This window comes from Nesterenkonia aethiopica (assembly GCF_039534665.1).
In the GTDB taxonomy this organism is placed as follows: Bacteria; Actinomycetota; Actinomycetes; order Actinomycetales; family Micrococcaceae; genus Nesterenkonia; species Nesterenkonia aethiopica.
This window is the reverse complement of the sequence record NZ_BAAAVT010000006.1, coordinates 15,085-39,419: the sequence shown is the minus strand read 5'-3', so window position 1 is coordinate 39,419 and position 24,335 is coordinate 15,085. Positions and strand designations below refer to the sequence as shown.

The window sequence follows — 24,335 nt, the reverse complement described above, 5'->3', positions numbered from 1 at the left end:
CGTGGCATCGGAGCTCAACATCTCAAAGCTCGTGATCGCGGAACTCCTCATCTCGACGGTCACCGGCGGGAGGCCCGAGCCCGCTGCCGCGCGTCGCGTTGGCGGCGCAGGCGCTTGACGAGCATGGGGTCGTGGGCGAGGGCCGCCTCGGAGTCGATGAGCCGGTTGAGCAGCTGGTAGTAGGACACCCCTGAGATGCCCAGCTGATCGCTGATCGCCTGGTCCTTGGCCCCGGCGTACTTCCACCATTGGCGCTCCAGGGCCAGGATCTGCTGCTCCTGCTCGGTCAGCTCCCCGGCGTCAGACGGCGCGTCCGCGACCTTGTCACGGGTGACGGCTTCGGCCGAGCTGGCAGAGCTCATCGATGCCTCCTGATCTCGATTCGGACCGATGCGCGACCGGCCCGCTGGTTCTGCGCCCATCCTACGGCCCGGAGCAGGCACGACGGCACATATCACCCGCTGTGTGTTCGCTGCCACAGGGACGCCCGGCGCACGGCGGACTCTCCCCAGTCCGGCCGCGCCCCGCACGTCGAGGAGTCATTTCCCCGCGCATCACCCCCTGAGCAACGCGCGCAAGCTTTCTGAGATGCACCGGAAATCGCCGCCTGGATCCTCCGCGGACCGCCTCCGGGCACATGACGAGCGACCACGCACCTCCCAGGCACCCTCTAAGGTGGTGGCCCATGGAGCTCTCCGAGAACCTCGTCGCACCCCTGGAGTCCGGCTGGGAGCGGGCCCTGGCCGCGCAGGAGCCGCAGTTCGCCCGCGTCCGCGAGGAGCTGACCCGCCGCCGGGCCTCCGGCGAGCACGTGCTGCCCGCCCCGGAGGCCGTGCTGCGCGCCTTCCGGCAGCCCTTCGACGACGTCCGGGTCCTGATCCTCGGCCAGGATCCCTACCCCACCCCGGGGCATCCGATCGGCATGTCCTTCGCCGTAGCCCCGGATGTGCGGCCGCTGCCCCGCAGCCTGCAGAACATCTTCCGAGAGCTGCATCAGGACCTCGGCATCGAGCCCGCTCCGCACGGCGATCTCACGGCGTGGAGCCGGCAGGGGGTGCTGATGCTCAACAGGGTCCTCACCGTCACCGCAGGCAGCCCGGGCTCGCACCGGGGCATCGGATGGGAGCAGATCACCGAGGCCGCCGTCCGGGCGCTGGTGGCCCGGGACACCCCGCTGGTCTCCATCCTGTGGGGCGCCGATGCGCGGCGCCTGCAGCCGCTGCTGAATGCGGGAGACCACACGGCAGTGATCACCAGCCCGCACCCCTCGCCGCTGTCCGCCCATCGAGGTTTCTTCGGCTCGCGACCGTTCTCCCGGACCAACGACGCTCTGCAACACCTGGGCGCGGCTCCGGTGGACTGGCGCCTGACCGCACCCGCCTGACCGCACCCGTCTGACCGTTCAGCGGCGTCGGCCGCGGGACCGCTCGTTGGACTGCAGCCCCGAGGTGAACGGACGCATCAGCACATCGCCGAGCACGATGCCGGCGGCGATGCCCAGGATGATGATCAGGGCGCTGAACAGCTCGGTCAGCCCGCCCATCATCGAGTCCACCAGGGTGACCTCGGGGTTGTCGAGAGCGATCTGATACATGCCCCGGAAGACCATGAGACCCGGGAGCATGAACATCATGCCCGGCACGGCGACCACCAGCTGCGGGGCGCCCATGCGCAGCGCCACCACACGGCCCAGCGCGCCGACCACCGTCGCGCCCAGGATCGGGGTCATCCGCTCCCCCAGGCCGATCAGCTCACCGGCATAGAACAGCAGGAAGCCCAGGGCCGAGACGGCACCGGTGGGCAGCAGCATCTTCCAGCGCGCCTGCTCCACGACGGCGGCGGCCATCGCGGCGACGAACACCAGCGCCACCAGCACGGTCGGATGGTAGATGCGGGTCAGCCCCACCGCCACCTCGATGTGCGGGGCACCCAGCAGGTCGGCCAGCACGACGCCGGCCATGATGCCCGCTGTCATCCCCGCGAAGGCGATCATCGCGGAGACCAGACGTCCGGCAGACGTGATGGGGAAGCCGTTGATCGCGTCCTGGATGGCGGAGACCACCCGGGCCGAGGGCAGCAGGATCATCAGCCCGCCGGCCACCACCATGGACGGAGTGATGGGCGCGTCCAGCATGAAGGCGCCCATGGCGATGAAGGTGGCCATGAAACCGCCGGCGGCCAGGGTGAAGAACTCCGGGACCCTCCAGACCGCCAGCTGACGGGTGATGCCCAGCACCACCAGGGTCGCGGCGAAGCCGAGGGCGGCGTCCAGAAGCGGGGCTCCGAGGAAGCTCGCGAACAGGCTGGCGAACAGAGCTCCGGCCAGGTTCACCATCCAGCGCGGATACGGCTTGGGCTCCCGGGTGATCTCCTGGAGCCGCTCGGCCGACTCGCCGCGGGTGAGCCGCCCGGAGATGATGTCGGTGACCAGCTCATGCACCGCGGCCAGGGCCTTGTAGTTCCGGGACCAGGAACGCACCACGCGCACCCGGGAGTAGGGGATCTTGCCGTCCGGTGCCCAGTTGAGGCTGATCGACTGGTTGGTGATGTCGACGTCGGTGTTCTTCATCCCGAAGGCCGCGGTGACCGCGATGATCGAGGTCTCCACCTCCAGGGCGCCGGCCCCGTACCGGAACAGCGCCTCCCCCAGGTCGAGGACGAAGGCGATCGTGGCCAGTTCGTCCGAGTCCACCGGCTGCTCGGCCTGACGGGGGTTCGCGTAGGGGGTGCCCACGAGCCGGTCCACCAACGGCACGGCCTGGGTGTGGGTCGTCTCGGCCCGCATGATGCGGCGCAGCACGTTCTGCGGCCGCACCTTCTGCTCGAACACGGAGCGGTCGAACAGCGGGGGCAGCTTCAGCTGGTCCGCCAGTTTCGTCCCTGCGGGGCGGAGCACGGAGCGACGACGGATCGGTTCGCTGGCGGGCGCGGCGGAGACCTCGTGCGGGTCCGCCGCCAGGGCGCGGTCGCCGGGGATCTGAGGCCCCAGCGCCTCGGTCTGGGCCCAGTCTCCGACGGGGGTCCACTCGCCGGTGGACACCCGGTCCGCAGGGCGCTCCGGGTGCCCCAGCTCCTGACGGGCTTCATCGAAGGTGTGCGTGTGGGGCCGCGGCAGCGGTGAGGTGGGAGGACCGGACTGGACGTGCTGACCGGGATGCCCAGGATGCCCGTGCTGGCCGAGGTCAGGGCTGTCGGCCGGGGAGTCATAGAAGGCGTCGGGGGCATACTCGTGGCGGACCGCCTCCACTTCGGCCTGGGCGGCTTCCTCCTGGGCACGCTCGGCAGCCTCGGCGTCGTATTCCTCCCATTCCAAGGTGGCCTCGGCCTCTCGGGAGGCCTGCCAGGAGGAGGCGATGCTGCCGGTCAGGGCCCGGACGAATCCGGTGGAGGTGTCCTCCTCGTCCTCGCCGGCGGAGGCTGGCCGCACCACCGGGATGAGGGTGACCTCGGCGTCGGGCTCGGAGATGACGGGGTCGATGGCCTCGACGGCGTCCGTACTGGCATGGTGCTCCCCCAGCCCGTGCTGATCGCCCGACGTCCCCGGCCCGCCCGACTCGTCCGGACCGGCCACGCCATCAGCCCCGCAGCGAGTCTCGTCCTCGTGCGGCTGGACGTCGCGGGTGCCCCTGCGGCCCTGCTGAGCTGCCACTGCCCCTCCCTTCAGGATGTCTCGGATCGTCTCCCAATCTACGCGGTGGGGCTCGCGGCGGGGTCGAGCGCCCGAGGCGTCGTGGGGGTCCTGGGCCCGCCGATCGCCGATCGGGACGATCTGGAAGCGGGCGACGGTACAGAACCGCCCCGCCGGTCGCCGGCCAGAGTGGCGGCGGCCCGACAGGGCGGTGTGCTGCGAAATGGTGGATCCGAATGGACTCGAACCATCGACCTCTCGCGTGTGAAGCGAGCGCTCTAACCATCTGAGCTACGGATCCGTGCGTGATCTCGCCGGCATTCAGCCTGCCTGCGAGCGCCAGAAAAGATTAGCACCTCGGGCCCCGATTCGGAAAACCGGGGCCCGGGGCGCCCGAGGCGATGCCGCCGACTCAGGCGAGCGCCTCCTCCAGCGGGGTTTCGCCGTCGTAGAAGTTCACGGTCCGGCGCACCGCGGCGCCGGCGGTGAGCACATGGGTGATCGCCTCGGCCACGTTCTCCCGGGAGGCCCCGACCTCCGCGGCGTCGGGCCTGCGGCCGTCGATCAGCCCGGCGCCGTCGACCACCTGCAGTCGGCGCGTGGCCGGCTGCTGGGTCAGCGAGCCGGGGCCGAGGATGGTCCAGTCCAGAGCGGTGCCGCGCAGGTGGGCGTCGGCGTGGTGCTTGGCCTCCGCGTAGGGGTAGAAGGAGCTCTCCTTGTCCAGGGTGTCCACGTCGGTCTCGGCCCGGACATAGGAGACCATCACGTAGCGGGTGACCCCGGCCTGCTCCGCGGCTTCCATGGACCGGACGGCGGCCTCCAGGTCCACCGCGCGGGTGCGGGCAGGATTGCCGCCCCCGGCGCCGGCGGAGAAGACGACGGCGTCTGCGCCGTCGAAGGCCTCGGCGAGCTGGTCGACGTCGGCGTTCTCGATGTCCAGGACCACCGGAGCGGCCCCGGTGGCCGCGACGTCGTCTCGGTGATCCGGGTTGCGGATGAGCGAATCCACGCTCCATCCGGCGGAGACGAGCTTGGGGGCGGCGAGCATCGCCACCTTCCCGTGGCCGCCCAGGATGACGACGCGCTTGTCCTGTGCCATGGAATTCTCCTTCGGTCGATCTCGGGATCGGGCAGGCGCCCTGCTGAACAGGTTCGCCTTCTGGCACAACATCTGCACGGTCCAGCTATTCCTCCCACCAGGCCCGCTGCGACGCCCCTCCGGCTGGTTCGCCATGCCGAACGCATGGCATGATGTACCGAACGAAGGAGGTTTCATGGCTGAGCAGGATCATCACGCACTGCGGGCGCACATCGCCGCGGCGGTGCGCGCCGAACGACAGCAGGCCGGGCTCTCGATCAGCGAGCTCGCCCGCCGCGTCGGCATCGCGAAGTCCACCGTCTCCCAGTTGGAGTCCGGACAGGCGAACCCGAGCGTGGAGACCCTGTGGTCCATCGCCTCCACCCTGGGCATCCCCTTCGCCCGCCTGGTGGAGGCCCCTCCCCGCGGACCGCGGATCATCCGCGCCGCGGACCGCACCCCGGTGCCCTCCGCCGAGTCCGACTACCTGGCCACTCTGCTGCACACCGGCCGGAGCTCCGCCCAGAGGGACCTCTACGTGGTGAGCCTGGAGCCTGGGGAGCCGCGCAGCGCCGCACCACATCCGCCGGGCTCCGTCGAGCACGTGGTGATCGGCTCCGGCAGGATCCGCCTCGGTCCGGAGGATGCACCCTTCATCCTGGAACCCGGCGACTACGCCACCTTCGCCGGCGACGTCCCGCACACCTACGAGGCCCTCACCGCGGGCGCGTGGTTCGCCCTGCTCATGGAGCACCCCGCCGCCGGCACCCCGGGAGGCCCGCGATGACGCCGGCCACCCGGATGGGGCTCTCCATCGCCGCCGCCGTCTCCCTGTACGGGCTCTCCTTCGGTGCACTGTCCGTGGCCTCGGGACTGACGCTGTGGCAGACGGTGGCACTTTCGGCCCTGCTGTTCTCGGGCGGGTCCCAGTTCGCCTTCATCGGAATCCTGGCCGCCGGCGGCTCCGGGGGCGCCGCACTGGGCGCCTCGACGCTGCTCAGCGCACGGAACACCATCTACGCGGTGCAGATGAAGGCCATGTTCGACCCCTCGGGCTGGCGGCGCTGGGTCAGCGCGCAGCTCACCATCGACGAGTCGGCGGCCAACGCCATGAGCCAGACCGACCCCGAGGAGCGGCGCCGCGGATTCTGGGTGACCGGTCTGGGCGTCTATGTCGGGTGGAACCTCGCCACCGTGGTCGGCGCCCTGCTGGGCGACTTCGTGGCGGAGCCGGAGGCGCTGGGGCTCGACGGGGCGGTGGTCGCCGCCTTCCTGGGCCTGCTGTGGCCGCGGCTGAGGTCTCGGGAGCCCTGGGCGCTGGCCGTAGTGGCCGCCCTGGTCACGGTGCTGACCATGCCGATGCTGCCGGCCGGCGTGCCGGTGCTGCTGGCAGCTGTCGTCGCGGCGTCCTGGGGCCTGGTCACCCGCGGCCGGAGCGGAGGCGCCGAGTCGACGAGGACGCACAAGGAGCACGAGGAGGTCCGCCCATGACGCTGTGGCTCTGGGTCCTGCTGGCCTGTGCGGCGGTGTACGCCACCAAGCTCCTCGGCTACCTGGTGCCGGGCTCCTGGCTGGAGCACCCGCTGGTCGGCCGGCTCTCCACCCTGATGACGGTGGCGCTGCTGGCCTCCCTGGTGGCCATGAACACCGCTTCAGGCGATGGCGGCGTGGTGCTCGACGCGCGGGTCGGCGCCCTGCTCGCCGCCGCCGTCGCTCTGCTGCTGCGGGCCCCGTTCCTCGTGGTGGTGATCGCCGGAGCCGGAGCCGCCGCGGGCCTGCGGGCCCTCGGCATCGGCTGACCCGTGACTCACGCGCTCAGGGCCTGACCACCCACCGCTGGACTGCTGTGGGCTGGTCGCCGTCGTCACCCGTGTCGATCCCCACGGGCAGGGTGAACTCCCAGCCGTCGGCGAGCTTCTCGGTGACCACGGTCTCCACCGCGGAGATGGTGCCCCACCGGTCCCCGCCGCCGTCGTGGACGAGCACCAGCTCGCCGGGCACGATGGCCTCCCGCAGGTTCTCCGTGAGGATCTGTTCGTCCTGGGTCTCCCAGTCGGCGATCGTGTTGACCACCGCGAGTGGCTGCATCCCCAGTTCGACGGCGACCTCCGGCGTCTGTCCCCAGCTGCCGTTGGGCGCCCGGAAGAACGGCACGGGCGCCTGGGGGTCGTCGAGGGCATCGCGGATGATCTCCAGCGTCTCGGTCAGGTCCTGACGGATCTCCTCGGACTCCCACCCGGCCATGTCCGCATAGCTCGTGGTGTGATTGCACAGCACATGGCCGTCGTCGACGATCCGACGCAGCAGCTCCGCACCTCCAGGGGCGGTGATGTTCTGCCCGATCACGCAGAACACCGCCCTGATGTCACGCTCGGCCAGGAGGTCCAGCAGCGCGTCGGTCTCGCCGGGATTCGGGCCGTCGTCCACCGTGAGCGCGACGACGTCGCCCTCCCCCTGGGCCTGGCGGACCGGCTCCGGCACCGGATCGGGGTGGCCGCCGGTCGGCGTGGAGCCGCCGGCGCCGCCGGAGCCGCCCGGTGCGGCCTGGGCGCCGGGGCCGAGGGCGGCGAGCATCATGCCCCCGGTGAGGGCGGCGGTGAGAGCGGTGCGAGCGAACCTGACCATGGCTGTCCTCCTGTGATCTGCGACACGACAGGAGTGTAGCGGCATTTACGAACTCCCGCGCAACAATGTCGCTCGATCCGCGCGACGGCGCCGGGCGAACGCTCCCCACGTGACCCGCCGACGCGCCGGGCCCGCTACCCGCTGGCGACCCATGATTGACGCTGCGAATTTTCAACACATAAGCGTTGCGTATTCCTGATCCACTCTGTAAGGTGGTCCTCACTTGGGTGCGACAGGGGCCCGCTCGGTGCGGGCGGGCCCCGCTTCCCACCCAGGGAAGAACATTGGCGCCGGCAGGACGAACGCGGCGCCGGACGCGGCCCCGCCAGACGACCGCAGACCTCACGCAGACACGACGACGCCGGGCCCGGCAGAGATGATCAGTGCATCTCTGCCGGGCCCGGCGTCGTCGGTGGATCCCGCCCGCTCTCAGCGGGCGATTCTCAGTGGGCGGCTCTCAGTGGGCGGCGGCCGGCGCGGCCTGCCCCTGGTCCGGTCGGCCATGCTCCGCAGGGTCCCCACCCTCGGCCTCTCCGGCCTTGGTGGCGCGCAGAGTCAGCCCGAGGGCCAGGGTGCCCAGGCTCATCACGGCAGCCGTGCGGAAGGCGGTGCGGAAGCCTTCGACAGCGGCGGCGTCAGGGTCCAGCCCGCGAGCCGTCGCGGCGGCCGCACCCAGGCCCAGCACGGTGACCAGCAGCGCAGTGCCGACGGCGGCGGCCAGCTGCTGCAGGGTGTTCAGCACCGCTGAGCCGTGGGAGTACAGCGGCTGCGGCAGCGGATTCATGGCCGTGGTGAAGGCCGGGGTGAACAGGCAGGCCAGCCCGAAGCTGAGCACCAGGTGCAGCCCGAGGACCGCCCAGATGCTGCTGTCCGGGCTCAGCAGGCTCATCAGGAACAGCGCGATGACCAACAGGGAGGCCCCGGGGACGACGAGCGGCTTGGGGCCGACGCGGTCATAGAGGCGCCCGACGATCGGAGCCAGGAGCGCCATCAGCACGCCGCCGGGCAGCATCAGCAGGCCGGTCTGCAGCGTATCCAGACCGCGGACCTGCTGCAGGAACAGCGGCAGCATGATGATCGCGCCGAACAGGGCGATCATCATCAGCAGCATCATCAGCAGCGAGCGCGTGAACATGGTGTACCGGAACGGCGAGAGGTTCAGCAGCGGGTTCCCGCCCTTCTGCAGGCGGATCTGCAGCCAGGTGAAGGCGGCCAGGAACAGCACGCCGACGATCAGCACCACCAGGGCGACGACGTCGACGCCGGCTTCGACGGTCTCATCCACGCCGGCACCTTCACCGTGGCCACCGCCGAGCTGGCTGATGCCGTAGACGACTCCGGCGAAGCCGGGCACCGAGAGCAGCAGCGAGGGCACGGACAGTCCGCCGCCCTTGACTCCGGGGCTGCTGTCCAGACGGGGACGCCCCAGCACCAGCGCCACCAGGGCGATGGGCAGGATCATCAGGAACAGGAACCGCCAGTCGGCGATGTGCAGGATCAGCCCGGACAGCGCTGGACCGGTGGCCGGAGCCACCGAGATCACGATGGAGATGTTCCCCATGACCACCCCGCGGCGCTGCAGCGGCACCAGGGTCAGCGTGGTGGTCATCAGCAGGGGCAGCATCATCGCGGTGCCGGCGGCCTGCACGATGCGACCGACCAGCAGCATGGGGAACCCGAAGGCCGCCGCGGCGATCGCCGTGCCGAGGCTGAAGAGCACCATGGCGATGGTGAAGACGGTCCGCAGGCTGAACCGCTGCATCAGGTAACCCGTGGTGGGGATGACCGTGGCCAGGGTCAGCATGAACGCGGTGGTCAGCCACTGGATGGTGGTCTCTCCGACCTGGAACTCCACCATCAGCGGCTGCAGGGCGACGTTCATGATGGTCTCGTTGAGGATCATGATGAACGCGGCGATGAGCAGCGTGCCGATGGTGAACTTGTCACCGGCGGGCATCCTGGGCACCTCGACGGGGGGTGCGGGCGGCGGGGGTGACGGTGCGCTCATGAGGCCTCCGGAGACGATGATGGTCCTGCAGGTCCGTGCCTCGGAGGCACGGACCTGCAGGACTCACGGTGGGTCGATGGTCAGACGGCGGCGCCGCATCCCGTAGCAGGGAGGGAGGGCTGCCGCATGGCACCGGGCATCGTCGCGACAGCGACGGAGAGGCACAGGGTGCATGCTAGTCCGCTTCAGTCAACCGGCGGCCCGGCGCAGGTATTCCCGATCGTCGGTGAGATCTTCTGAAGATCAGGCGGACATCGACGCATGCGCGCCGCGCATGGACCGCCTGGCATCGGACTGTCCGCGGATCCGGGATGATCCGGGACGCTGTGGAGCCCCCTGCCGGGTTCGAACCGACGACCTGCTGTTTACAAGACAGCTGCTCTACCAGCTGAGCTAAGGAGGCGTGGCGCCGCAGCGCCGGAGACCCATCCTACCGGCGGATCTCCTCAGGTGACCAGTTCATGGTCGGACGACCCTGCGGGCGGAAGCATGACCCCCGCCCGCGGGCCGCAGGATCAGGACTCGTCGTCCGCGTCCTCGTCGGTGTCTTCAGCGTCAGCATCCTCAGCGTCGGCGTCCTCGTCGGCGTCCGCGTCGCCGATCCTCGACTCGACGAACTCCCGGAAGCCCATCTCGGAGGTGCTCCAGTCCTCGTCGTCGAGGTAGACGGTCGGCGTCCCGCCCACACCCTGAGCGGAGGCCTGGCGCGAGGTGTAGGTGACGAAGGCCCGGTAAGTGCCGCCCTCCACGCAGGACTCGATGTCCGCACCGTAGGCCTCGGCCCGAGCGACGAGCTCGTCGTTGGACAGCTCCCCCTGCGGCTGGTGCGTCACGACTTCGGCCAGGTAGTCCAGGTAGTTCTCCGGGGACTCCTCCGCCATGCAGACCGTGGCGTTGGCCCCTCGCGAGGAGTAGTTGGTGGTGGAGTTCTGGTCCAGGAACCCGACCATGCGGTACTCGACGGTGATCTGGCCGGCGTCGGCCCATTCCTTGATCTGTTCGCCGTGCTCAGCCTCGAAGTTGGCGCAGTGCACGCAGTTCACGTCGGCGTAGACCACCAGATGCGGGGGCTCACCCTCCTCGCCCGGCTCCACACCGATGGGCAGCTCGGTCTCGGACTCCGGCACGTCCGAGGCGTCGACCGTGCCGAGGTCGGCCCCGTCGATGATCTCGGTGGCCGAGGTCAGCGTGATGCCGCCCTGCTCGTTCGCCGAGGCGGGAGCGGGGCCTTCGCTGGCGGTCATCCGCTCCTGACCGGCGCGCTGATTGATGATGAAGAAGGTCAGACCCACCACGACGGCGAGCGCCACCACGATCACGCCGACGCGCAGCATCACGGAAGTCCTGCGCTGCTTGGCCTCCTCCTCCTGCTGGATGCGTCGGGCCTGGTCGCGGGCGCTGCCGCCCGAGGTCTGGGGATTTCGAGCCATCATGTCTCCGAAGATGTCGTAGTGCCGGCTCCGCGCAGGCGGATCCGGGGAACGGTCGCATCCAGGGTAGCCCCTCACTCCGGGGGTTTCCTGGACGGGTCGACTCCCATGACGGCGGCGTCGTGGCTGGTCACGACGCCGTCGCCGCGCTGACCGGGCTCAGCCGGCCGGAGGTCGATCTTCCTCACATTCAGGCCCGGAACGGCGCCGGTCCGGGTAGAGTTGCGCCACACAGGATGCGACGGGCGTCACAGGCCATCGCCGGTGGTGATGGTCGCAGCGGACGCCGTCCTCGAGAGGAAGGGAGTTCGCGCTGATGGCTCAGAAGAGCGGGTACGACTTCGTGGTGGTGGCCAATCGGCTCGCCGTGGACCGGATCACCACTGAGGACGGCGGGACGGGGTGGCGCCGCTCCCCCGGCGGACTGGTCACCGCTCTGGCCCCGATCATGGCGCAGTCCGACGGCGCCTGGGTGGGCTGGCACGGTGCGGCGGATGAGACGCTGGAGCCGTTCGACCACGCCGGCATGCACCTGGTGCCCGTCCCGCTGAGCGAGCAGGAGGTGGAGGACTACTACGAGGGGTTCTCCAATGCGACGCTGTGGCCGCTCTACCATGATGTGATCGCCCGCCCGGAGTTCCACCGCCACTGGTTCGAGGCGTATCGACGGGTGAACCGGCGCTTCGCAGAGGCCGCGGCCGCCGTCGCCGCCGAAGGTGCGACCATCTGGGTGCAGGACTACCAGCTGCAGCTGGTGCCCGCCATGCTGCGCGAGCTGCGCCCGGATGTGAGGATCGGGTTCTTCAACCACATCCCCTTCCCTCCCCCGGGACTGTTCTCCCAGCTCCCCTGGCGGCATTCGGTGCTGCGGGGACTGCTCGGCGCAGACCTCATCGGCTTCCAGCGCGAGTCCGACGCCCGGAACTTCCAGCGGGTGGTGCGCCACCGGCTGGGCTACTACATCAAGTCGGACCAAATCTACGTGCCCTCCGAAGAGCCGGAGCCGGACCAGCTGTCCTCCCTGCCCGGCCTGCATCCGGACCCGGCGCGCGGCACGGTCGCCCGCCAGGCGGCCGCCCCGCAGCAGGGCGACTACCGCATCGCGGAGGCCAAGGCGTTCCCCATCTCCATCGACACCCAGAAGATCGTGGAGCTGGCGGAGCGCCCGGACATCATCGCCCGCTCCGAGCAGATCCGGCGCGAGCTGGGCAACCCGGAAACGATCTTCCTGGGCGTGGACCGACTGGACTACACCAAGGGCATCCGGCACCGGATGAAGGCCTACGAGGAGCTGCTGGCCGACGGCGAGCTCACGGTGGGCCAGGCCTGCCTGGTGCAGGTGGCCAGCCCCTCCCGGGAAGGCGTGGAGTCCTACCGGCTGCTGCGGGAGGAGATCGAGTCCACCGTCGGGCGGATCAACGGCGAGTACGACACCCTGGCCCACACCGCGATCCGCTACCTGCACCACTCCTACCCGGTGGAGGAGATGGTGGCGCTGTATCTGGCCGCCGACGTCATGCTGGTCACCGCGCTGCGCGACGGCATGAACCTGGTGGCCAAGGAGTATGTGGCCGCCCGCAAGTCGGGACAGGGCGTGCTGGTGCTCTCCGAGTTCACCGGCGCGGCGGACCAGATGCGTCAGGCGCTGCTCATCAATCCCCATGATGTGGACGAGCTGAAGACTGCGATGGTCAAGGCCGCCACCATGGAGCCGGAGAATGCGCGGCGGCGGATGCGCAGCCTGCGCCGTCAGGTGGTCTCCCACAACGTGCAGCGCTGGGCCGAGGAGTTCCTCGAGCGTCTGGCGGAGCTGCGCTGATCGGGAGATACTCGAGCCATGACCACAGATCACGCTCCACGGGACGCCTCCGTGACGGCGCTGGACGGTGACCTGGTGGCCGCCCTGCGGCGCTTCGCCGCGCTGCCGAAGATCCTGGTGTGCCTGGACTTCGACGGCTGTGTGGCCGAGCTGGTCCCCGACGCTGACGATGCCCGGCCGGTGCCGGCCAACGCGGAGGCGGTCCAGCGCCTCTCGGAGTTCGACGGGGTGCGGGTCGCCTATGTCTCCGGGCGCGGACTGGACACGCTGCGGGAGATCGCCGCGCCGCCGTCGGGAACCCTGCTGATCGGTTCCCACGGCGCCGAACGGGATGTGGCGGACCTGGCCGAGGAGGATGCGCAGCTGGTCCTGACCTCGAAGCAGGAGGCCGCACGGACCCGCCTACTGAAGGTCTTCGAGACCATCGCAGCCGGCACCGACGGCGCCTGGGTGGAGCACAAGCCCGCCGGGGCGGCCATGCATGTGCGCAAGGTGCCCGACGCCGCGGAGGCCGAGCAGGTGCTCGCCGAGGCTCGCGCCGCCGTCGCCGCCCTGGACGAGGTGCACCCGAAGGAGGGCAAAGCGGTACTGGAGGCGGTGGTCGTGCAGGCGACCAAGGGCGAGGGCATCACCGAGCTGCGCGAGCTGGTGTCCCCGGATGCGGTGTTCTTCGCCGGCGACGACGTCACCGACGAGTTCGGCTTCGCGGTGCTGGCCGGTGCCGACGTCGGGGTGAAGGTGGGCGAGGGTGAGACCCGCGCCGACCACAGGATCGGGGCTCCGCCCCAGCTGGCCGATGTGCTGACCGTGATCGCAGACGCCCGCGAGCGGGCCGGAGCCGCAGGGGCCCCGGCCGCAGAGAAGGAGCAGCAGTGAATCCAGTCCCAGGCCTGAGCCTGACCGCCTCCGGCACCATCCCGCAGGAGCTGCTGGACCTGCCGTGGCATCTGCCGCTGGTGGAGTGGCCGGAGGACGTGATCGCCGCGCTGCCGCGAGGCATCTCCCGGCACATCGTGCGCTTCGCCCATCTGGGCGGGTCGATCATCGCCATCAAGGAGACCTCGGAGCGGGCCGCCCGGCACGAGTACCGGATGCTGCGCCGGCTGGGCCGGTTGGGCGCGCCGTGCGTGAAGCCGGTGGCCGAGGTGACCGGTCGCACCCGGGAGGACGGCACTGCGCTGTCCCCGGCGCTGATCACCCGGCACCTGCGGTTCTCGCTGCCGTATCGGGCGGTGTTCAACCAGATGATGCGCAAGGAGACCCTGCACCGACTGATCGACGCCCAGGCGCTGCTGATGGTGGAGCTGCACCTGATCGGCTTCTACTGGGGCGACGTCTCCTTGTCGAACACCCTGTTCCGTCGCGATGCCGGCCAGTTCGCCGCCTACCTGGTGGACGCCGAGACCGGGGAGATCCACCCCGAGCTCTCCACCGGGCAGCGCGAGTACGACCTCGAGCTGGCCCAGGTGAACATCGCCGGGGAGCTGATGGACCTCATGGAGGGCGGCATGGTGGACGAGGAGGTCGATCCCATCGCCACCAGCCACCAGTTCATCGACTCCTACCGGGGCCTGTGGAGCGAGCTCACCGGGGACACCGCCTTCAACCCGGACCAGCAGTGGCTGATCGAGGAGCGGATCCGCCGGCTCAACGAGCTGGGCTTCGACGTCGAGGAGTACGACATTCGCTCGGCCAGCGCGGACGGCAAGCTGCTGCTGCGCCCCAAGGTGGTGGACCCCGGGCACCACCAGCGACGGCTGATGAACCTCACCGGCCTGGACGTGCAGGAGAACCAGGCCCGGCGGCTGCTCGGCGCGATCGACGCCTACCGGGCGCAGACCGACCCGCACGGTGATGAGGCGGTGGCGGCCCATATGTGGACCCAGCAGGTGTTCCAGCCGCTGATCGCCCAGATCCCCCGGGAGCTGCGGGACAAGCTGGAGCCGGCCGAGCTGATGCACCAGCTGATCGACCACCGCTGGAAGCTCTCCGAGCGGGAGGGCCGAGACGTAGAGCTGGCCGATGCGCTGCCCAGCTTCATCGAGGAGGAGCTGCGCGGCTACCGGGACGAGGCGGTGCTGATGATCAACCCGCCCACCGATGTGATCGAGCAGCTGGAACGCGGAGAGCGCGACGACGAGGACGACGACGGCATCAGCTTCACCGGAGAGGACGACGCCGTCTGGGCGGCCGACCCGGAGTGAGGGGGCGGCCCCACCGGACGATCACCGTCTCAATGGCTTCCGAGCGAGATGCTGATGATCTGGACGATCCTGTGGGGATCTCCGTCAACTGAGGTCCTGTAGTTCGGATTGAATCGGTAGTCGACACGTGCGGCGCCCGTGACCTCGTAGTGGTAGACCCTCGACATGCCGTCCGCGGTGGGGCCATACCGCCTGCCTTTCATCGGAGTCACGGTTCCTAACAGCGGCTGCTGATCCGGCCTCGTGGTGAGGTGCTGCCACAGTTCCTGCGCGTTGCTCTCACCGCAGAGATCGAGGATGCGGTTCCACGCGTCGACGTGCTTACGATGCACTATCACCCTCCACACCGGCTTCTCAACGGGCTGACCCGATGCCGGGTAGCGGGCGGCCACGAACGGTCGGTACGCCTTCGGCTGCGGATTTTCAGTCATCGGCTCAGCCGTCGAGCTCGACCCAGTCTTCGTCCGTCGTCTCGCCGTCCAGGATGTCGCGGGCGACGGGATCTGACAGCGTCTCCGCACTCATCTGCCACTGGTGCAGCAACGCTTCCACCGCGTCGTGATTATCGCCGGATGCGGCACGGACGATGGCGTCGTTGATCTCCTGCCGGAACTCTTCGATATCTGCATCATCAAAGACTTCAAGGAATGCCCAGGGTCCGAAGTCACTGGCGCGTCGGTCTTCCCTCGGTCGCCGCAGCGCCGTATCCAGGGTCAAGTACGCCACGGCGTAATGACGAATCGCCGCCACGTGCTCGAGACGAGCCTCACGGAGCATGACCAACGATTCACCGTCAGTACTGCGCAACCGAGCCTTGGAACGGAGTGCGTCAGCGATGAAGGCTTTACGGTTGCTGCCGGCCAAGTCCGAGGATTGGTAGATGTGTTCAGCTGCAACACTCATGATCTCGCCTCCTTCTTGCTAAGATCGTGGATACGATCATGACACAGATAGTGCCATGCGGCCACGTGTGATCGACCGCTCAGGCCTGCCGCACCTCGACCTCCCCCGCGGAGAGCGCCAGGAAGTAGTTCTCAATGAGCTTCTCCACCGTCCAGCCACGAGCTTGTGCCTGCCGAGCCAAGATGTACTGCGCTTCCTTCAGCAGCACCACGAATACGTCGCCAAGAGCTTCCTCAGTCAACGAGCAGGAGACCAGCACGAGTATTTCAGCGAGAGCAGTGTTCAGAACCAGCATGTCCTCAAGGTCGAGCGACCTCTGAATGCCCCACGGTGGGCGACCACGCCGAATCAGCATCTGGGCGACCAGGCAGGTCTGCGCAGCTTGGAAGGCTTGTCGCTCCGATTCATCACTCACCGACGCCTCGAAGTGCTCGACGATGACCACCGTCATTTCCTCAGGCTCGAGATCATCCATGTCGGCTGCGAGCTCAATCAGGCCTCCGATACGTGTCAGCAGATAGTGAAACCGATCCGTGGCGAGCTCTGGAGTCGCACGATTCGTTGTGTGGTGAGCAATGAAGGCGGAAGCTGAGCGGACAAGCGCAACGCCAAAGGTGTCCAGGTGCTCGGCGACCAATACGCCGGCGCGCTGGGCGTCGCGGTGCACAGCGACGGCCGTGATCACCTCTCTGACCGCACGTGCGGCAGCGAGATCGTTGTCGTCGACCCTATGAGGCATTCTGCGTCCCCTCTCTTGCGGCGTTGCCCTTTCATGATGGACGACAACACTGACACCACAGGTCACACATCGCCCCAGCGAGCTTCACGGAGGAGGATGGCTCGCTCCACCCCAGCGAAGTGCTGGCCGTTCATAGACCCTGGTCAGCCCGATGCAACTCCAGAGTTGATACCGCAATCCAGTACGCTGGCCAGCAGTTGCCCCGCCCATCACGGAAGGCCCTCGAGTGTCGCTCAACCACGCCCAGTTCATCTGGCAGGCCGCGGACATCCTCCGCGGCACCTATAAGCAGCACCAGTATGGGGACATCATCCTCCCGTTCACCGTGCTGGCCCGCCTGGATGCGGTGCTCGCGCCCACCAAGGATGCCGTGCTGGCAGCCTCGGAGGGCTTCGACGAGGACGCCGAGCCGCCGCTGGGCATGCTGCGGGTCCGGGCAGGTCACCACTACAGCTTCTTCAATCGCTCCCGGCACACGCTGAAGACGCTGCGCGGCGATGCGGACAACATCGAGGAGAACCTGCGCGGCTATGTGAACGGGTTCTCCGCCAACGTGCGGGACATCTTCGAGCAGTACAAGCTCGAGGACACGATCATCGAGCTGGCCCGGCACGATCTGCTGCTGCAGGTGCTGCAGCACTTCTCCCAGGTGGACCTGCATCCGGAGCGGGTCAGCAATGAGCAGATGGGCCATATCTTCGAGGAGCTGATCCGCAAGTTCGCGGAGGCCTCCAATGAAACCGCCGGTGAGCATTTCACGCCGCGCGAGGTCATCGAGCTGATGGTCACTCTGCTGCTCAATGACGAGGAGAACCTCCACACTCCGGGCGTGGTCCGTGAGGTCTATGACCCCACGGCCGGCACCGGCGGGATGCTCTCTGTGGCTGATGACAAGATCAAGGCCATCAATCCGGACGCCTCGGTGAACCTGCTGGGCCAGGAGATCAACCCGGCCTCCTACGCCATTTGCAAGGCGGACATGGTGGTCAAGGGCCAGGACATCGGCAACATCGTCCTGGGGAACACTCTCACCGAGCCGGCCTTCAAGGGACGCACCTTCCACTATGGGCTCTCGAATCCGCCGTTCGGCGTGGACTGGAAGCAGTACCGCTCCCGGGTGCAGACCGAGCATGAGGTGCAGGGATACTCGGGGCGGTTCGGTCCGGGGCTCCCCCGCGTCTCGGACGGTTCCCTGCTGTTCCTGATGCACCTGCTCTCCAAGCTGCGGGAGCCCGGTGGCGAGGCGCAGAACGTGGGCGGCCGGGGTGCGATCGTACTCAACGGCTCTCCGCTGTTCACCGGCGGGGCGGGCTCCGGGGAGTCGAGCATCCGCCAGTGGGTGCTGGAGAACGACTATCTGGAGGCCATCGTGGGCCTGCCGACGGACATGTTCTACAACACGGGCATCTCCACGTACGTGTGGCTGCTGAACAAGGAGAAGCCGGCGGCCCGCCGCGGCACGGTTCAGCTGATCGACGCCACGGAGATGTTCACCAAGATGCGCAAGTCGGTGGGCTCGAAGCGCAAGATGCTCGGCGCTGAGGACATCGCGCGCATCGCGCAGCTCTATCAGGCGTTCGAGGAGTCCAAGCACTCCAAGATCTTCCGGAATGAGGACTTCTTCTACCGGACCATCACGGTGGAGCGGCCCCTGCGGCTGAACTACGCCTACTCGGCCGACCGCGTGGAGCGGGCACGGGCCTCCAAGATGTTCGCCAAGCTCGACGACGACGCCCAGGCCGCGCTGGGCGGCGCGCTGGAGAAGGCGTCCGCCGGGTGGAACGGGCACGTCTCCACGAATCGTGAGGAGTTCCGCCAGGACCTGAAGAAGCGTTGTGACGAGGCAGGTGTGACGCTGAAGCCTGCCGAGCTGAAGGCTCTGTTGGCCGAGCTCAGTGAACATGACGACGACGGCGAACTGGTCACCAAGCGTGACGACTCACCTGAGCCGAACACCGCGCTGCGCGATACGGAGAACGTGCCGTGGGATGAGGACATCGAGGAGTATCTGGAGCGGGAGGTCAAGCCGTTCGTCCCGGACGCCTGGGTGGATGACTCGAAGACGAAGATCGGCACCGAGATCCCCTTCACCCGGCACTTCTACGAGTACGTGCCGCCGCGACCGCTCGAAGAAATCGACCGCGACCTCGATGAGGTCCTCGGCCGGATCCGCGCACGTCTGGAGCAGGTGAAGTCATGAACGCCATCAACTCACTTGACGAGACTGTCCGGCGGTCTGCGAATCTGACGCGTGCCAGGGTCGTACCGTTGAAGCACCTGTTCTCAAGAGCCAAGACAGTCAGTTCGGGGTCGCAAACGCTGCTGTCGTTGTACCGCGACTACGGCATCGTTCCCAAGGATAGCCGGGACGACAATTTCAATCGAGCATCCGATGATCTGAGCAACTATCAGCAGGTCAATCCAGGGGACCTCGTCGTCAATAAGATGAAGGCCTGGCAAGGGTCTGTGGGTATCAGTGGTTACTCCGGAATCATCAGCCCGGCATATTTCGTATACCGCCCGATCAGCGAGCACCCGGTGCGGTACTTCCACTACGTGTTCCGATCCGACGTCTACCGCCAAGCCTTCGGCAGCATTTCTTCAGGTGTGCGCCCGAATCAGTGGGACCTGGATCCGGATGCATTCGGCAGGCTTCCCGTGGCTGTGCCGCCCGTGCGTCGGGCGCAAACCATCGCCGACTACCTCGACCACGAGACCGCCGAGATCGACGCCTTCATCACCGACCACCAAGCTCTGCTCGCCTGGCTCGAGGAGCGCCGCGCAGCCGCGATTCACTCCAGCCTCGAAGCTGGCACCTTTGAGCTCGTAGCGCTCAAGCACCTCGGCAGCTTGAGGTCGGGCTTGACTCTCGGGGCGCGCTACTCGGGGGAGTTGAACGAGTACCCGTATCTCAGAGTCGCAAACGTCCAAACAGACCATGTCGATCTCAACGACGTAGCGCGCATTCCAGTCCCGACCGACATAGCCGAGCGGAATCGACTACAGCCCGGGGACATTCTCATGACTGAAGGCGGCGACCGAGACAAACTCGGCCGAGGCGCCCTGTGGAGAGGAGAGATCCCGAACGCCCTCCACCAGAACCACATCTTCTCGTTCCGATGCGGACCGACCTTGAGCCCTGAGTTCTTGGTACTGGCTCTGGAGTCTGATCGAGCTCGCCGGTACTTCGACGAAACGGCCCGGCAGTCAACGAACCTCGCGTCGACAAACTCTAAAACAGTCAAGGCCTTCCGCCTTCCCTGGAGACCCCTCGCAGAACAGAAGCGCATCACCGCGATCGTTCACAAGGATCTCCGGAACATGGCAGATGCCATGGCAGACTCCAAGCGCGCCATCGGCCTCGCCCGCGAGCGCCGGGCCGCGCTCATCTCCGCCGCGGTCACAGGCCAGATCGACGTCACGCAGAAGCACCGGCCGGTCGCCGAACAGCTCGAAGACGAGGTCAAACAGCTGCACTGAGCAGTGCCAGCCCTCCCATCGTCCCCACGAGCTCGTCAATCCCTCACACACCTACCTGGCAAATCCGCATGACACGTGCGGATTTGCCAGGTAGCATCGCATCATGGAGCAACGCCCCCACGCAGAAGCTGCGCTCCACCGCGCCCTGCGCCGCGCCCCAGTGGTCCTCCTCGTAGGCGCACGCCAAGTCGGCAAGACCACACTGGCCCGCACCGTCGTCGCCCCTGGCTCTGAGAACTACTTCGACCTGGAGAACCCGGTAGATCTCGCTCGACTGGAGCAGCCGATGCTGGCCCTGGAAGACCTCACCGGAACCGTTGTCATCGACGAAGTGCAGCGGCACCCAGAGCTGTTCCCCGTGCTGCGCGTCCTCGCGGACCGCGACGACACCCCAGCCACCTTCCTCGTCCTCGGCAGCGCCTCCCCGGAAGCACTGCGTCAATCCTCAGAATCCCTGGCCGGCAGGATCGAGATCATCGAACTCCCCGGGCTCGGCCCTGCTGACGCAGAAGACCCGGAGGCCGTCTGGCTGCGAGGCGGCTACCCGAGGTCCCTGCTCGCCGACACAGACGAGGACTCCCTGGACTGGCGGCGCTCCTACCTGCGCACCCTGGCCAACCGGGACCTCGCCGAGTTCGGCTTCTCCCTACCCGCGTCCACGATCACACGTTTCCTCGGGCTGCTCTCCCACCAGCACGGAGGGCCCATCAACGCCGCTTCCATCGCGGGAAACCTCGACATCGGCGAGTCCACCGTCCGGAAGTACCTCGACGGCCTCCGCGACGCCCTGCTGATCCGCTCGCTTCCGCCCTGGCACACCAACCACGGCAAGCGCCTGGTCCGCACACCGCGCACGTACCTCCGCGACACCGGCCTGCTCCACGCACTCTGGGGGAACGTCCCCGATCACCCCTCGCTGCTGCGGCACCCCAGCGTCGGCTCCTCCTGGGAGGGTTTCGTGATCGACGAGGTGCTGCGCCGCTCCGCAGAGTTCCAGCCCTACTTCTGGCGCACCAAAGGTGGCGCCGAGCTCGACCTGCTGCTGGACGGCCCCCGCCGCCTCGGATTCGAGATCAAACGTGCCGACGCGCCCCGGCTCTCCACGTCCATGCGCTCAGCCTCCCAAGACCTCGACCTCGACCACCTGTGGGTCATCTACCCCGGCACGCGCCGCTACCGACTGACAGACCAGGTGAGCGTGCTCCCATTCGAGCAGCTCATCGCCCTCGACTCGATCCAGGAGCTGCCATGAGCCAGATCCACCATGAGGACACCTTCCAGCGGGAGATCGCCGAGCACCTCGCCCAGCACGGGTGGCTCCACTCCCCTGAGGCCCACGGGTACGACGTCGAGCGAGCCCTCTGGCCCGAGGACCTGCTCGGCTGGCTCGAGGACACCGACCCGGACAACTACGCCCGCCTCGTCCCGCCTGAGGCCGACGCCGCCGTCCGCGAACGCGGCCAGCGCCGCATCCTCGACCGCGTGGCCAAAGTCCTGGCGACCAGCGAGGACCAGGGCGGCGGCACCCTGAAGACCCTCCGTGGCGGCGTCGACATCCCCGGCGCCCGGCGCCTCAGGCTGCTGCAGGCGCCCGTCTCCACCGACCTCAACCCGCAGGCCACCCGACGCTACGGCCAGAACCGCCTCCGCGTGGTGCGCGAAGTCCGCTACTCAGCGCGGAAGCAGGACCGCATCGACCTGGTGCTGTTCCTCAACGGCATCCCCGTGGCCACCATCGAGACCAAGAGCTCCTTCAGCCAGCCGCTGGAGGAGGCGAAGAAGCAGTACCGGCAGGACCGCAAGCCCCAGGGCGAGCCCCTGCTCACCCCCTTCCGGGGCGCGTTGGTGCACTTCGCCGTCGCTGAAGAGAACGTGGCCATGACCACCGCCCTCGCCGGGGAGGAGACCTTCTTCCTGCCCTTCGACACCGGGCATGACAACGGCAAGGGCAACCCTCCGCGCCAAGGCAAACACCGCACCAGCTACCTGTGGGAGGAGGTGCTGGACCGTGACACCTGGCTGACCATCCTCACCAAGTTCATCTACATCAACCACGAGACCCGCACCGACCCGGTCACCGGGGAGGTCCAGGAGAAGCGCCAGCTGCGCTTCCCTCGCTACCACCAGTGGCGAGCCGTCACCCGGCTCACCCAGGCCGCCCGAGAGGAGGGCCCCGGGCACAAGTACCTCATCCAGCACTCCGCGGGCTCCGGCAAGACTGACTCCATCGCCTGGACCGCCCACCGGCTGGCCGACCTGCAGCACGCCGACGGACAGAAGGTCTTCGACGCCATCATCGTCATCTCCGACCGGCAGATCCTCGACAGCCAGCTCCAGGACGCCGTCGACCAGCTCACCCACGTCACCGGCAAGTTCCAACCCATCACCCGCGGCTCGGAAGGCTCCAAGACCACCCAGTTCCTGGACGCACTCGCCGCGGAGGTCCCCATCATCGGGCTGACCCTGCAGACCTTCCCCCACGCGCTGGCAAAGATGCGCGAAGACGGCGGAACCCTGGCCGGGAGGCGCTTCGCCGTCGTCGCCGATGAGGCCCACTCCTCCCAGACCGGAGCCGCCTCCGACGCGCTGAAGGAACTCCTCTACCGCAACCAGGAGCGCGAGGCGCAGCAGGCGGAACAGGCTCAGCAGTCCGACCAAGCCCAGGAACCCCTCGACGACGACCAGGACGCCCTGAACCTGATGGCCGCCCGCACCGACGAGGACCAGCGGATCAGCTTCTTCGCCTTCACCGCCACCCCGAAGGCCAAGACCCTGGAGCTCTTCGGCCGCCGAGACAAACACGGCGAACTCCAGCCCTTCGACCTGTACTCCATGAAGCAGGCCATCCAGGAGAAGTTCATCCTGGACGTCCTGAAGAACTACACCTCCTACGACGTCGCTGCGCGCATCGCCCGGGACGGCGAGGAGACCGGCGAGGAGATCGATGTCCGCCGCGCCACCCGGGCAGTGATCGGGCAGGTGGAGCTGCACCCGACCAACGTCAGCTCCAAGGTCCACGAGATCATCCGACACTTCCAGCACACCGTCCGCCCCGAACTCGGCGGGCGCGCCAAAGCCATGGTGGTCACCGCGTCCCGCCAAGCGGCCGTCGCCTACCACCGGGCGTTCCAGCGGGCCGTCGAGGAACAGGACCTGGACTTGAAGGCCCTGGCGGCGTTCTCCGGTGAGGTGGAGGACCCGGACGCACCCGACGTGCCCGGCTTCGATCGGCCCACTGTGACCGAGACCTCCGAGAACCCGGACCTGCGTGGCCGCGACCTCGCCGTCGTGTTCCGCCAGCCCGACCAGCATGTGCTGATCGTGGCCAATAAGTACCAGACCGGGTTCGACGAGCCGCTGCTGGTGGGCATGTACGTGGACAAGAAGCTCTCCGGGATCTCCGCGGTCCAGACGCTCTCGCGTCTGAACAGGCAGGCGCGGGGCAAGTACAACACGTACATTCTGGACTTCGTCAATGAGGCCGAGCAGATCCAGGCGGCCTTCCAGGAGTACTACGAGGACGCGCAGATCGTCACCGAGTCCGACCCGGACCTGGTGGCCGACCTGAAGCAGAAGCTGGAGAACGCCGGCATCATCACCCGCTCCGAGGTGGAGCACTTCTGGAGCGTCTGGCGGGACACCCAGCACCTGGCCCAGGCACACAGCCGACTCTCCGCCGCGCTGGATCCTGCGGTGGACCGGTTCGCCCACCAGTGGAGACAGACCGTGCTCGCCGAGGACTCGGAGAGGCTCGAGACCCTGCGAGAGTTTCGCAAGACCCTGGTCCAGTACACCAAGACATACGCGTTCTTCAGCCAGATCCTCCACTACGGCGACGAGATGTACGAGAAGCTTTCGACCTACGGGGAGATGCTGGCCCGTAAGCTGGCCAACTTCACTGAGGAGGACGCCGACCCGGACTATGTGGACGTCGAGGACGTCGTCCTGACGCACTACCGGCTGGAGAAGCTGCGTGAAGAGGACATGCGCCTCCACGACGGCGGCGCCGAAGGCCTACGCGGCATGACCGAGGCCGGCATCACGCGCAGCGACGAGACCAAGCGTGCCGACTGGGACACCATCGTCGAGAAGATCAACCGCTACTTCGGCGACCTCGACGTCGACGACGAATACAAGGTCCAAGGAATCCAGGCGCTCATCCGCGAGACCAGTAAGGACGACCGCCTCCACGACCAGGCCCGGCACAACACTCGAGAGGACTTCCAGGTCTCCCCCACCCTGCACCGCACGGTCGAGGACGCCGTCTGGTCGCACGAGTCGAGCAGCCAGGACGTCATGAAGGCCATCCGTGAGATGAGCACCGCGGACCTCGTCCACGCGCTGATGGACTTCGGGCTCTACGAGCACATCCACCAGAAGGCGACCCACTCCTCCACTTGACATCCACATAATGGATATTA

The 24,335-nt window shown here is 67.9% G+C and carries 20 protein-coding genes and 2 tRNA genes; 11 read left to right on the top strand and 11 right to left on the bottom strand.

The window, feature by feature from the left end:
- Positions 1 to 59: 59 nt before the first annotated feature.
- Entirely contained in the window at positions 60 to 362 is a 303-nt protein-coding gene (locus ABD658_RS05465) for a DUF3263 domain-containing protein (protein ID WP_344684209.1), read from the bottom strand.
- A 323-nt stretch (positions 363 to 685) separates the two neighbouring features.
- Between ABD658_RS05465 and ABD658_RS05460 the strand changes: the two genes are divergently transcribed.
- Positions 686 to 1,384: a uracil-DNA glycosylase gene (locus ABD658_RS05460; protein WP_344684207.1), complete on the top strand. Its 699-nt coding sequence runs from the start codon at positions 686 to 688 to the stop codon at positions 1,382 to 1,384.
- A gap of 18 nt (positions 1,385 to 1,402) precedes the next feature.
- Here the strand turns inward: ABD658_RS05460 and ABD658_RS05455 are convergent, their stop codons facing one another.
- The 3 genes from ABD658_RS05455 to ABD658_RS05445 all read right to left on the bottom strand — a co-directional run bounded on the left by ABD658_RS05455 (position 1,403) and on the right by ABD658_RS05445 (position 4,727).
- Positions 1,403 to 3,649 carry a threonine/serine exporter family protein gene (locus ABD658_RS05455; RefSeq protein ID WP_344684205.1) on the bottom strand — a complete coding sequence of 749 codons (2,247 nt, stop codon included), beginning with the start codon at positions 3,647 to 3,649 and terminating at the stop codon, positions 1,403 to 1,405.
- 203 nt (positions 3,650 to 3,852) lie between these two features.
- A tRNA-Val gene (locus tag ABD658_RS05450) sits at positions 3,853 to 3,929 on the bottom strand.
- A gap of 111 nt (positions 3,930 to 4,040) precedes the next feature.
- Positions 4,041 to 4,727 (bottom strand): SDR family oxidoreductase, encoded by a 687-nt coding sequence (locus ABD658_RS05445; protein WP_344684203.1) that lies wholly within the window; start codon positions 4,725 to 4,727, stop codon positions 4,041 to 4,043.
- Positions 4,728 to 4,902: 175 nt separating this feature from the next.
- Here ABD658_RS05445 and ABD658_RS05440 point away from each other — a divergent pair, with 175 nt between their 5' ends.
- From ABD658_RS05440 to ABD658_RS05430, 3 genes are read left to right on the top strand one after another with little or no spacing between them, the layout of a single operon-like run.
- The gene (locus ABD658_RS05440) at positions 4,903 to 5,493 is read left to right on the top strand and encodes a helix-turn-helix domain-containing protein (protein WP_344684201.1); all 591 of its coding nucleotides are present in this window, start codon (positions 4,903 to 4,905) and stop codon (positions 5,491 to 5,493) included.
- Positions 5,490 to 6,197 carry an AzlC family ABC transporter permease gene (locus ABD658_RS05435; RefSeq protein WP_344684199.1) on the top strand — a complete coding sequence of 236 codons (708 nt, stop codon included), beginning with the start codon at positions 5,490 to 5,492 and terminating at the stop codon, positions 6,195 to 6,197. The genes ABD658_RS05440 and ABD658_RS05435 overlap by 4 nt, the downstream gene beginning before the upstream one ends.
- Positions 6,194 to 6,505, top strand: coding sequence for an AzlD domain-containing protein (locus tag ABD658_RS05430; protein ID WP_070162367.1), 312 nt, complete (start codon positions 6,194 to 6,196; stop codon positions 6,503 to 6,505). Before ABD658_RS05435 ends, ABD658_RS05430 begins: the two co-directional genes overlap by 4 nt.
- A 16-nt stretch (positions 6,506 to 6,521) precedes the next feature.
- Here the strand turns inward: ABD658_RS05430 and ABD658_RS05425 are convergent, their stop codons facing one another.
- From ABD658_RS05425 to ABD658_RS05410, 4 genes are all read right to left on the bottom strand, one after another.
- A complete protein-coding gene (locus ABD658_RS05425; protein WP_344744041.1) occupies positions 6,522 to 7,331 on the bottom strand; it encodes a polysaccharide deacetylase family protein in 810 nt (269 codons plus the stop codon).
- Positions 7,332 to 7,788: 457 nt separating this feature from the next.
- Positions 7,789 to 9,288: a DHA2 family efflux MFS transporter permease subunit gene (locus ABD658_RS05420; RefSeq protein ID WP_344681155.1), complete on the bottom strand. Its 1,500-nt coding sequence runs from the start codon at positions 9,286 to 9,288 to the stop codon at positions 7,789 to 7,791.
- A gap of 378 nt (positions 9,289 to 9,666) precedes the next feature.
- Positions 9,667 to 9,742: transfer RNA gene (locus ABD658_RS05415), tRNA-Thr, on the bottom strand.
- 112 nt (positions 9,743 to 9,854) lie between these two features.
- Positions 9,855 to 10,772 carry a DsbA family protein gene (locus ABD658_RS05410; RefSeq protein WP_344681153.1) on the bottom strand — a complete coding sequence of 306 codons (918 nt, stop codon included), beginning with the start codon at positions 10,770 to 10,772 and terminating at the stop codon, positions 9,855 to 9,857.
- A 313-nt stretch (positions 10,773 to 11,085) separates the two neighbouring features.
- Between ABD658_RS05410 and ABD658_RS05405 the strand changes: the two genes are divergently transcribed.
- The 3 genes from ABD658_RS05405 to ABD658_RS05395 are packed head-to-tail and all read left to right on the top strand — an operon-like array spanning position 11,086 to position 14,792.
- Entirely contained in the window at positions 11,086 to 12,588 is a 1,503-nt protein-coding gene (locus tag ABD658_RS05405) for an alpha,alpha-trehalose-phosphate synthase (UDP-forming) (RefSeq protein ID WP_311024683.1), read from the top strand.
- 18 nt (positions 12,589 to 12,606) lie between these two features.
- Positions 12,607 to 13,464: a trehalose-phosphatase gene (gene otsB / locus ABD658_RS05400; protein WP_344681150.1), complete on the top strand. Its 858-nt coding sequence runs from the start codon at positions 12,607 to 12,609 to the stop codon at positions 13,462 to 13,464.
- Complete coding sequence (locus ABD658_RS05395) at positions 13,461 to 14,792, top strand: DUF4032 domain-containing protein (RefSeq protein ID WP_344681148.1); 1,332 nt, start codon at positions 13,461 to 13,463, stop codon at positions 14,790 to 14,792. The genes otsB and ABD658_RS05395 overlap by 4 nt, the downstream gene beginning before the upstream one ends.
- 29 nt (positions 14,793 to 14,821) lie before the next feature.
- On the opposite strand, the gene ABD658_RS05390 is transcribed toward ABD658_RS05395, so the two are convergent.
- From ABD658_RS05390 to ABD658_RS05380, 3 genes are all read right to left on the bottom strand, one after another.
- Positions 14,822 to 15,223, bottom strand: coding sequence for a hypothetical protein (locus ABD658_RS05390; protein ID WP_344681146.1), 402 nt, complete (start codon positions 15,221 to 15,223; stop codon positions 14,822 to 14,824).
- A gap of 4 nt (positions 15,224 to 15,227) precedes the next feature.
- A complete protein-coding gene (locus ABD658_RS05385; RefSeq protein WP_344681143.1) occupies positions 15,228 to 15,695 on the bottom strand; it encodes a hypothetical protein in 468 nt (155 codons plus the stop codon).
- 79 nt (positions 15,696 to 15,774) lie between these two features.
- A complete protein-coding gene (locus tag ABD658_RS05380; protein ID WP_344681141.1) occupies positions 15,775 to 16,434 on the bottom strand; it encodes a hypothetical protein in 660 nt (219 codons plus the stop codon).
- A gap of 226 nt (positions 16,435 to 16,660) precedes the next feature.
- On the opposite strand from ABD658_RS05380, the gene ABD658_RS05375 reads away from it, so the two are divergent.
- The 4 genes from ABD658_RS05375 to ABD658_RS05360 all read left to right on the top strand — a co-directional run bounded on the left by ABD658_RS05375 (position 16,661) and on the right by ABD658_RS05360 (position 24,315).
- Positions 16,661 to 18,634 carry a type I restriction-modification system subunit M gene (locus tag ABD658_RS05375; RefSeq protein WP_344681139.1) on the top strand — a complete coding sequence of 658 codons (1,974 nt, stop codon included), beginning with the start codon at positions 16,661 to 16,663 and terminating at the stop codon, positions 18,632 to 18,634.
- Complete coding sequence (locus ABD658_RS05370; protein ID WP_344681137.1) at positions 18,631 to 19,914, top strand: restriction endonuclease subunit S; 1,284 nt, start codon at positions 18,631 to 18,633, stop codon at positions 19,912 to 19,914. Before ABD658_RS05375 ends, ABD658_RS05370 begins: the two co-directional genes overlap by 4 nt.
- Positions 19,915 to 20,017: 103 nt before the next feature.
- Positions 20,018 to 21,166 carry an ATP-binding protein gene (locus ABD658_RS05365; RefSeq protein WP_344681135.1) on the top strand — a complete coding sequence of 383 codons (1,149 nt, stop codon included), beginning with the start codon at positions 20,018 to 20,020 and terminating at the stop codon, positions 21,164 to 21,166.
- The gene (locus ABD658_RS05360) at positions 21,163 to 24,315 is read left to right on the top strand and encodes a type I restriction endonuclease subunit R (protein WP_344681133.1); all 3,153 of its coding nucleotides are present in this window, start codon (positions 21,163 to 21,165) and stop codon (positions 24,313 to 24,315) included. The genes ABD658_RS05365 and ABD658_RS05360 overlap by 4 nt, the downstream gene beginning before the upstream one ends.
- Positions 24,316 to 24,335 lie beyond the last annotated feature (20 nt).

What these genes read in the sequence shown, in the direction of transcription:
- otsB (WP_344681150.1), top strand. Translation starts at nt 12,607, where the DNA reads ATGACCACAGATCACGCTCCACGGGACGCCTCCGTGACGGCGCTGGAC.
- ABD658_RS05385 (WP_344681143.1), bottom strand. Translation starts at nt 15,695, where the DNA reads ATGAGTGTTGCAGCTGAACACATCTACCAATCCTCGGACTTGGCCGGC.
- ABD658_RS05390 (WP_344681146.1), bottom strand. Translation starts at nt 15,223, where the DNA reads ATGACTGAAAATCCGCAGCCGAAGGCGTACCGACCGTTCGTGGCCGCC.
- ABD658_RS05430 (WP_070162367.1), top strand. Translation starts at nt 6,194, where the DNA reads ATGACGCTGTGGCTCTGGGTCCTGCTGGCCTGTGCGGCGGTGTACGCC.
- ABD658_RS05360 (WP_344681133.1), top strand. Translation starts at nt 21,163, where the DNA reads ATGAGCCAGATCCACCATGAGGACACCTTCCAGCGGGAGATCGCCGAG.
- ABD658_RS05365 (WP_344681135.1), top strand. Translation starts at nt 20,018, where the DNA reads ATGGAGCAACGCCCCCACGCAGAAGCTGCGCTCCACCGCGCCCTGCGC.
- ABD658_RS05440 (WP_344684201.1), top strand. Translation starts at nt 4,903, where the DNA reads ATGGCTGAGCAGGATCATCACGCACTGCGGGCGCACATCGCCGCGGCG.
- ABD658_RS05380 (WP_344681141.1), bottom strand. Translation starts at nt 16,434, where the DNA reads ATGCCTCATAGGGTCGACGACAACGATCTCGCTGCCGCACGTGCGGTC.
- ABD658_RS05370 (WP_344681137.1), top strand. Translation starts at nt 18,631, where the DNA reads ATGAACGCCATCAACTCACTTGACGAGACTGTCCGGCGGTCTGCGAAT.
- ABD658_RS05405 (WP_311024683.1), top strand. Translation starts at nt 11,086, where the DNA reads ATGGCTCAGAAGAGCGGGTACGACTTCGTGGTGGTGGCCAATCGGCTC.
- ABD658_RS05420 (WP_344681155.1), bottom strand. Translation starts at nt 9,288, where the DNA reads ATGCCCGCCGGTGACAAGTTCACCATCGGCACGCTGCTCATCGCCGCG.
- ABD658_RS05445 (WP_344684203.1), bottom strand. Translation starts at nt 4,727, where the DNA reads ATGGCACAGGACAAGCGCGTCGTCATCCTGGGCGGCCACGGGAAGGTG.
- ABD658_RS05460 (WP_344684207.1), top strand. Translation starts at nt 686, where the DNA reads ATGGAGCTCTCCGAGAACCTCGTCGCACCCCTGGAGTCCGGCTGGGAG.
- ABD658_RS05465 (WP_344684209.1), bottom strand. Translation starts at nt 362, where the DNA reads ATGAGCTCTGCCAGCTCGGCCGAAGCCGTCACCCGTGACAAGGTCGCG.
- ABD658_RS05435 (WP_344684199.1), top strand. Translation starts at nt 5,490, where the DNA reads ATGACGCCGGCCACCCGGATGGGGCTCTCCATCGCCGCCGCCGTCTCC.
- ABD658_RS05425 (WP_344744041.1), bottom strand. Translation starts at nt 7,331, where the DNA reads ATGGTCAGGTTCGCTCGCACCGCTCTCACCGCCGCCCTCACCGGGGGC.
- ABD658_RS05410 (WP_344681153.1), bottom strand. Translation starts at nt 10,772, where the DNA reads ATGATGGCTCGAAATCCCCAGACCTCGGGCGGCAGCGCCCGCGACCAG.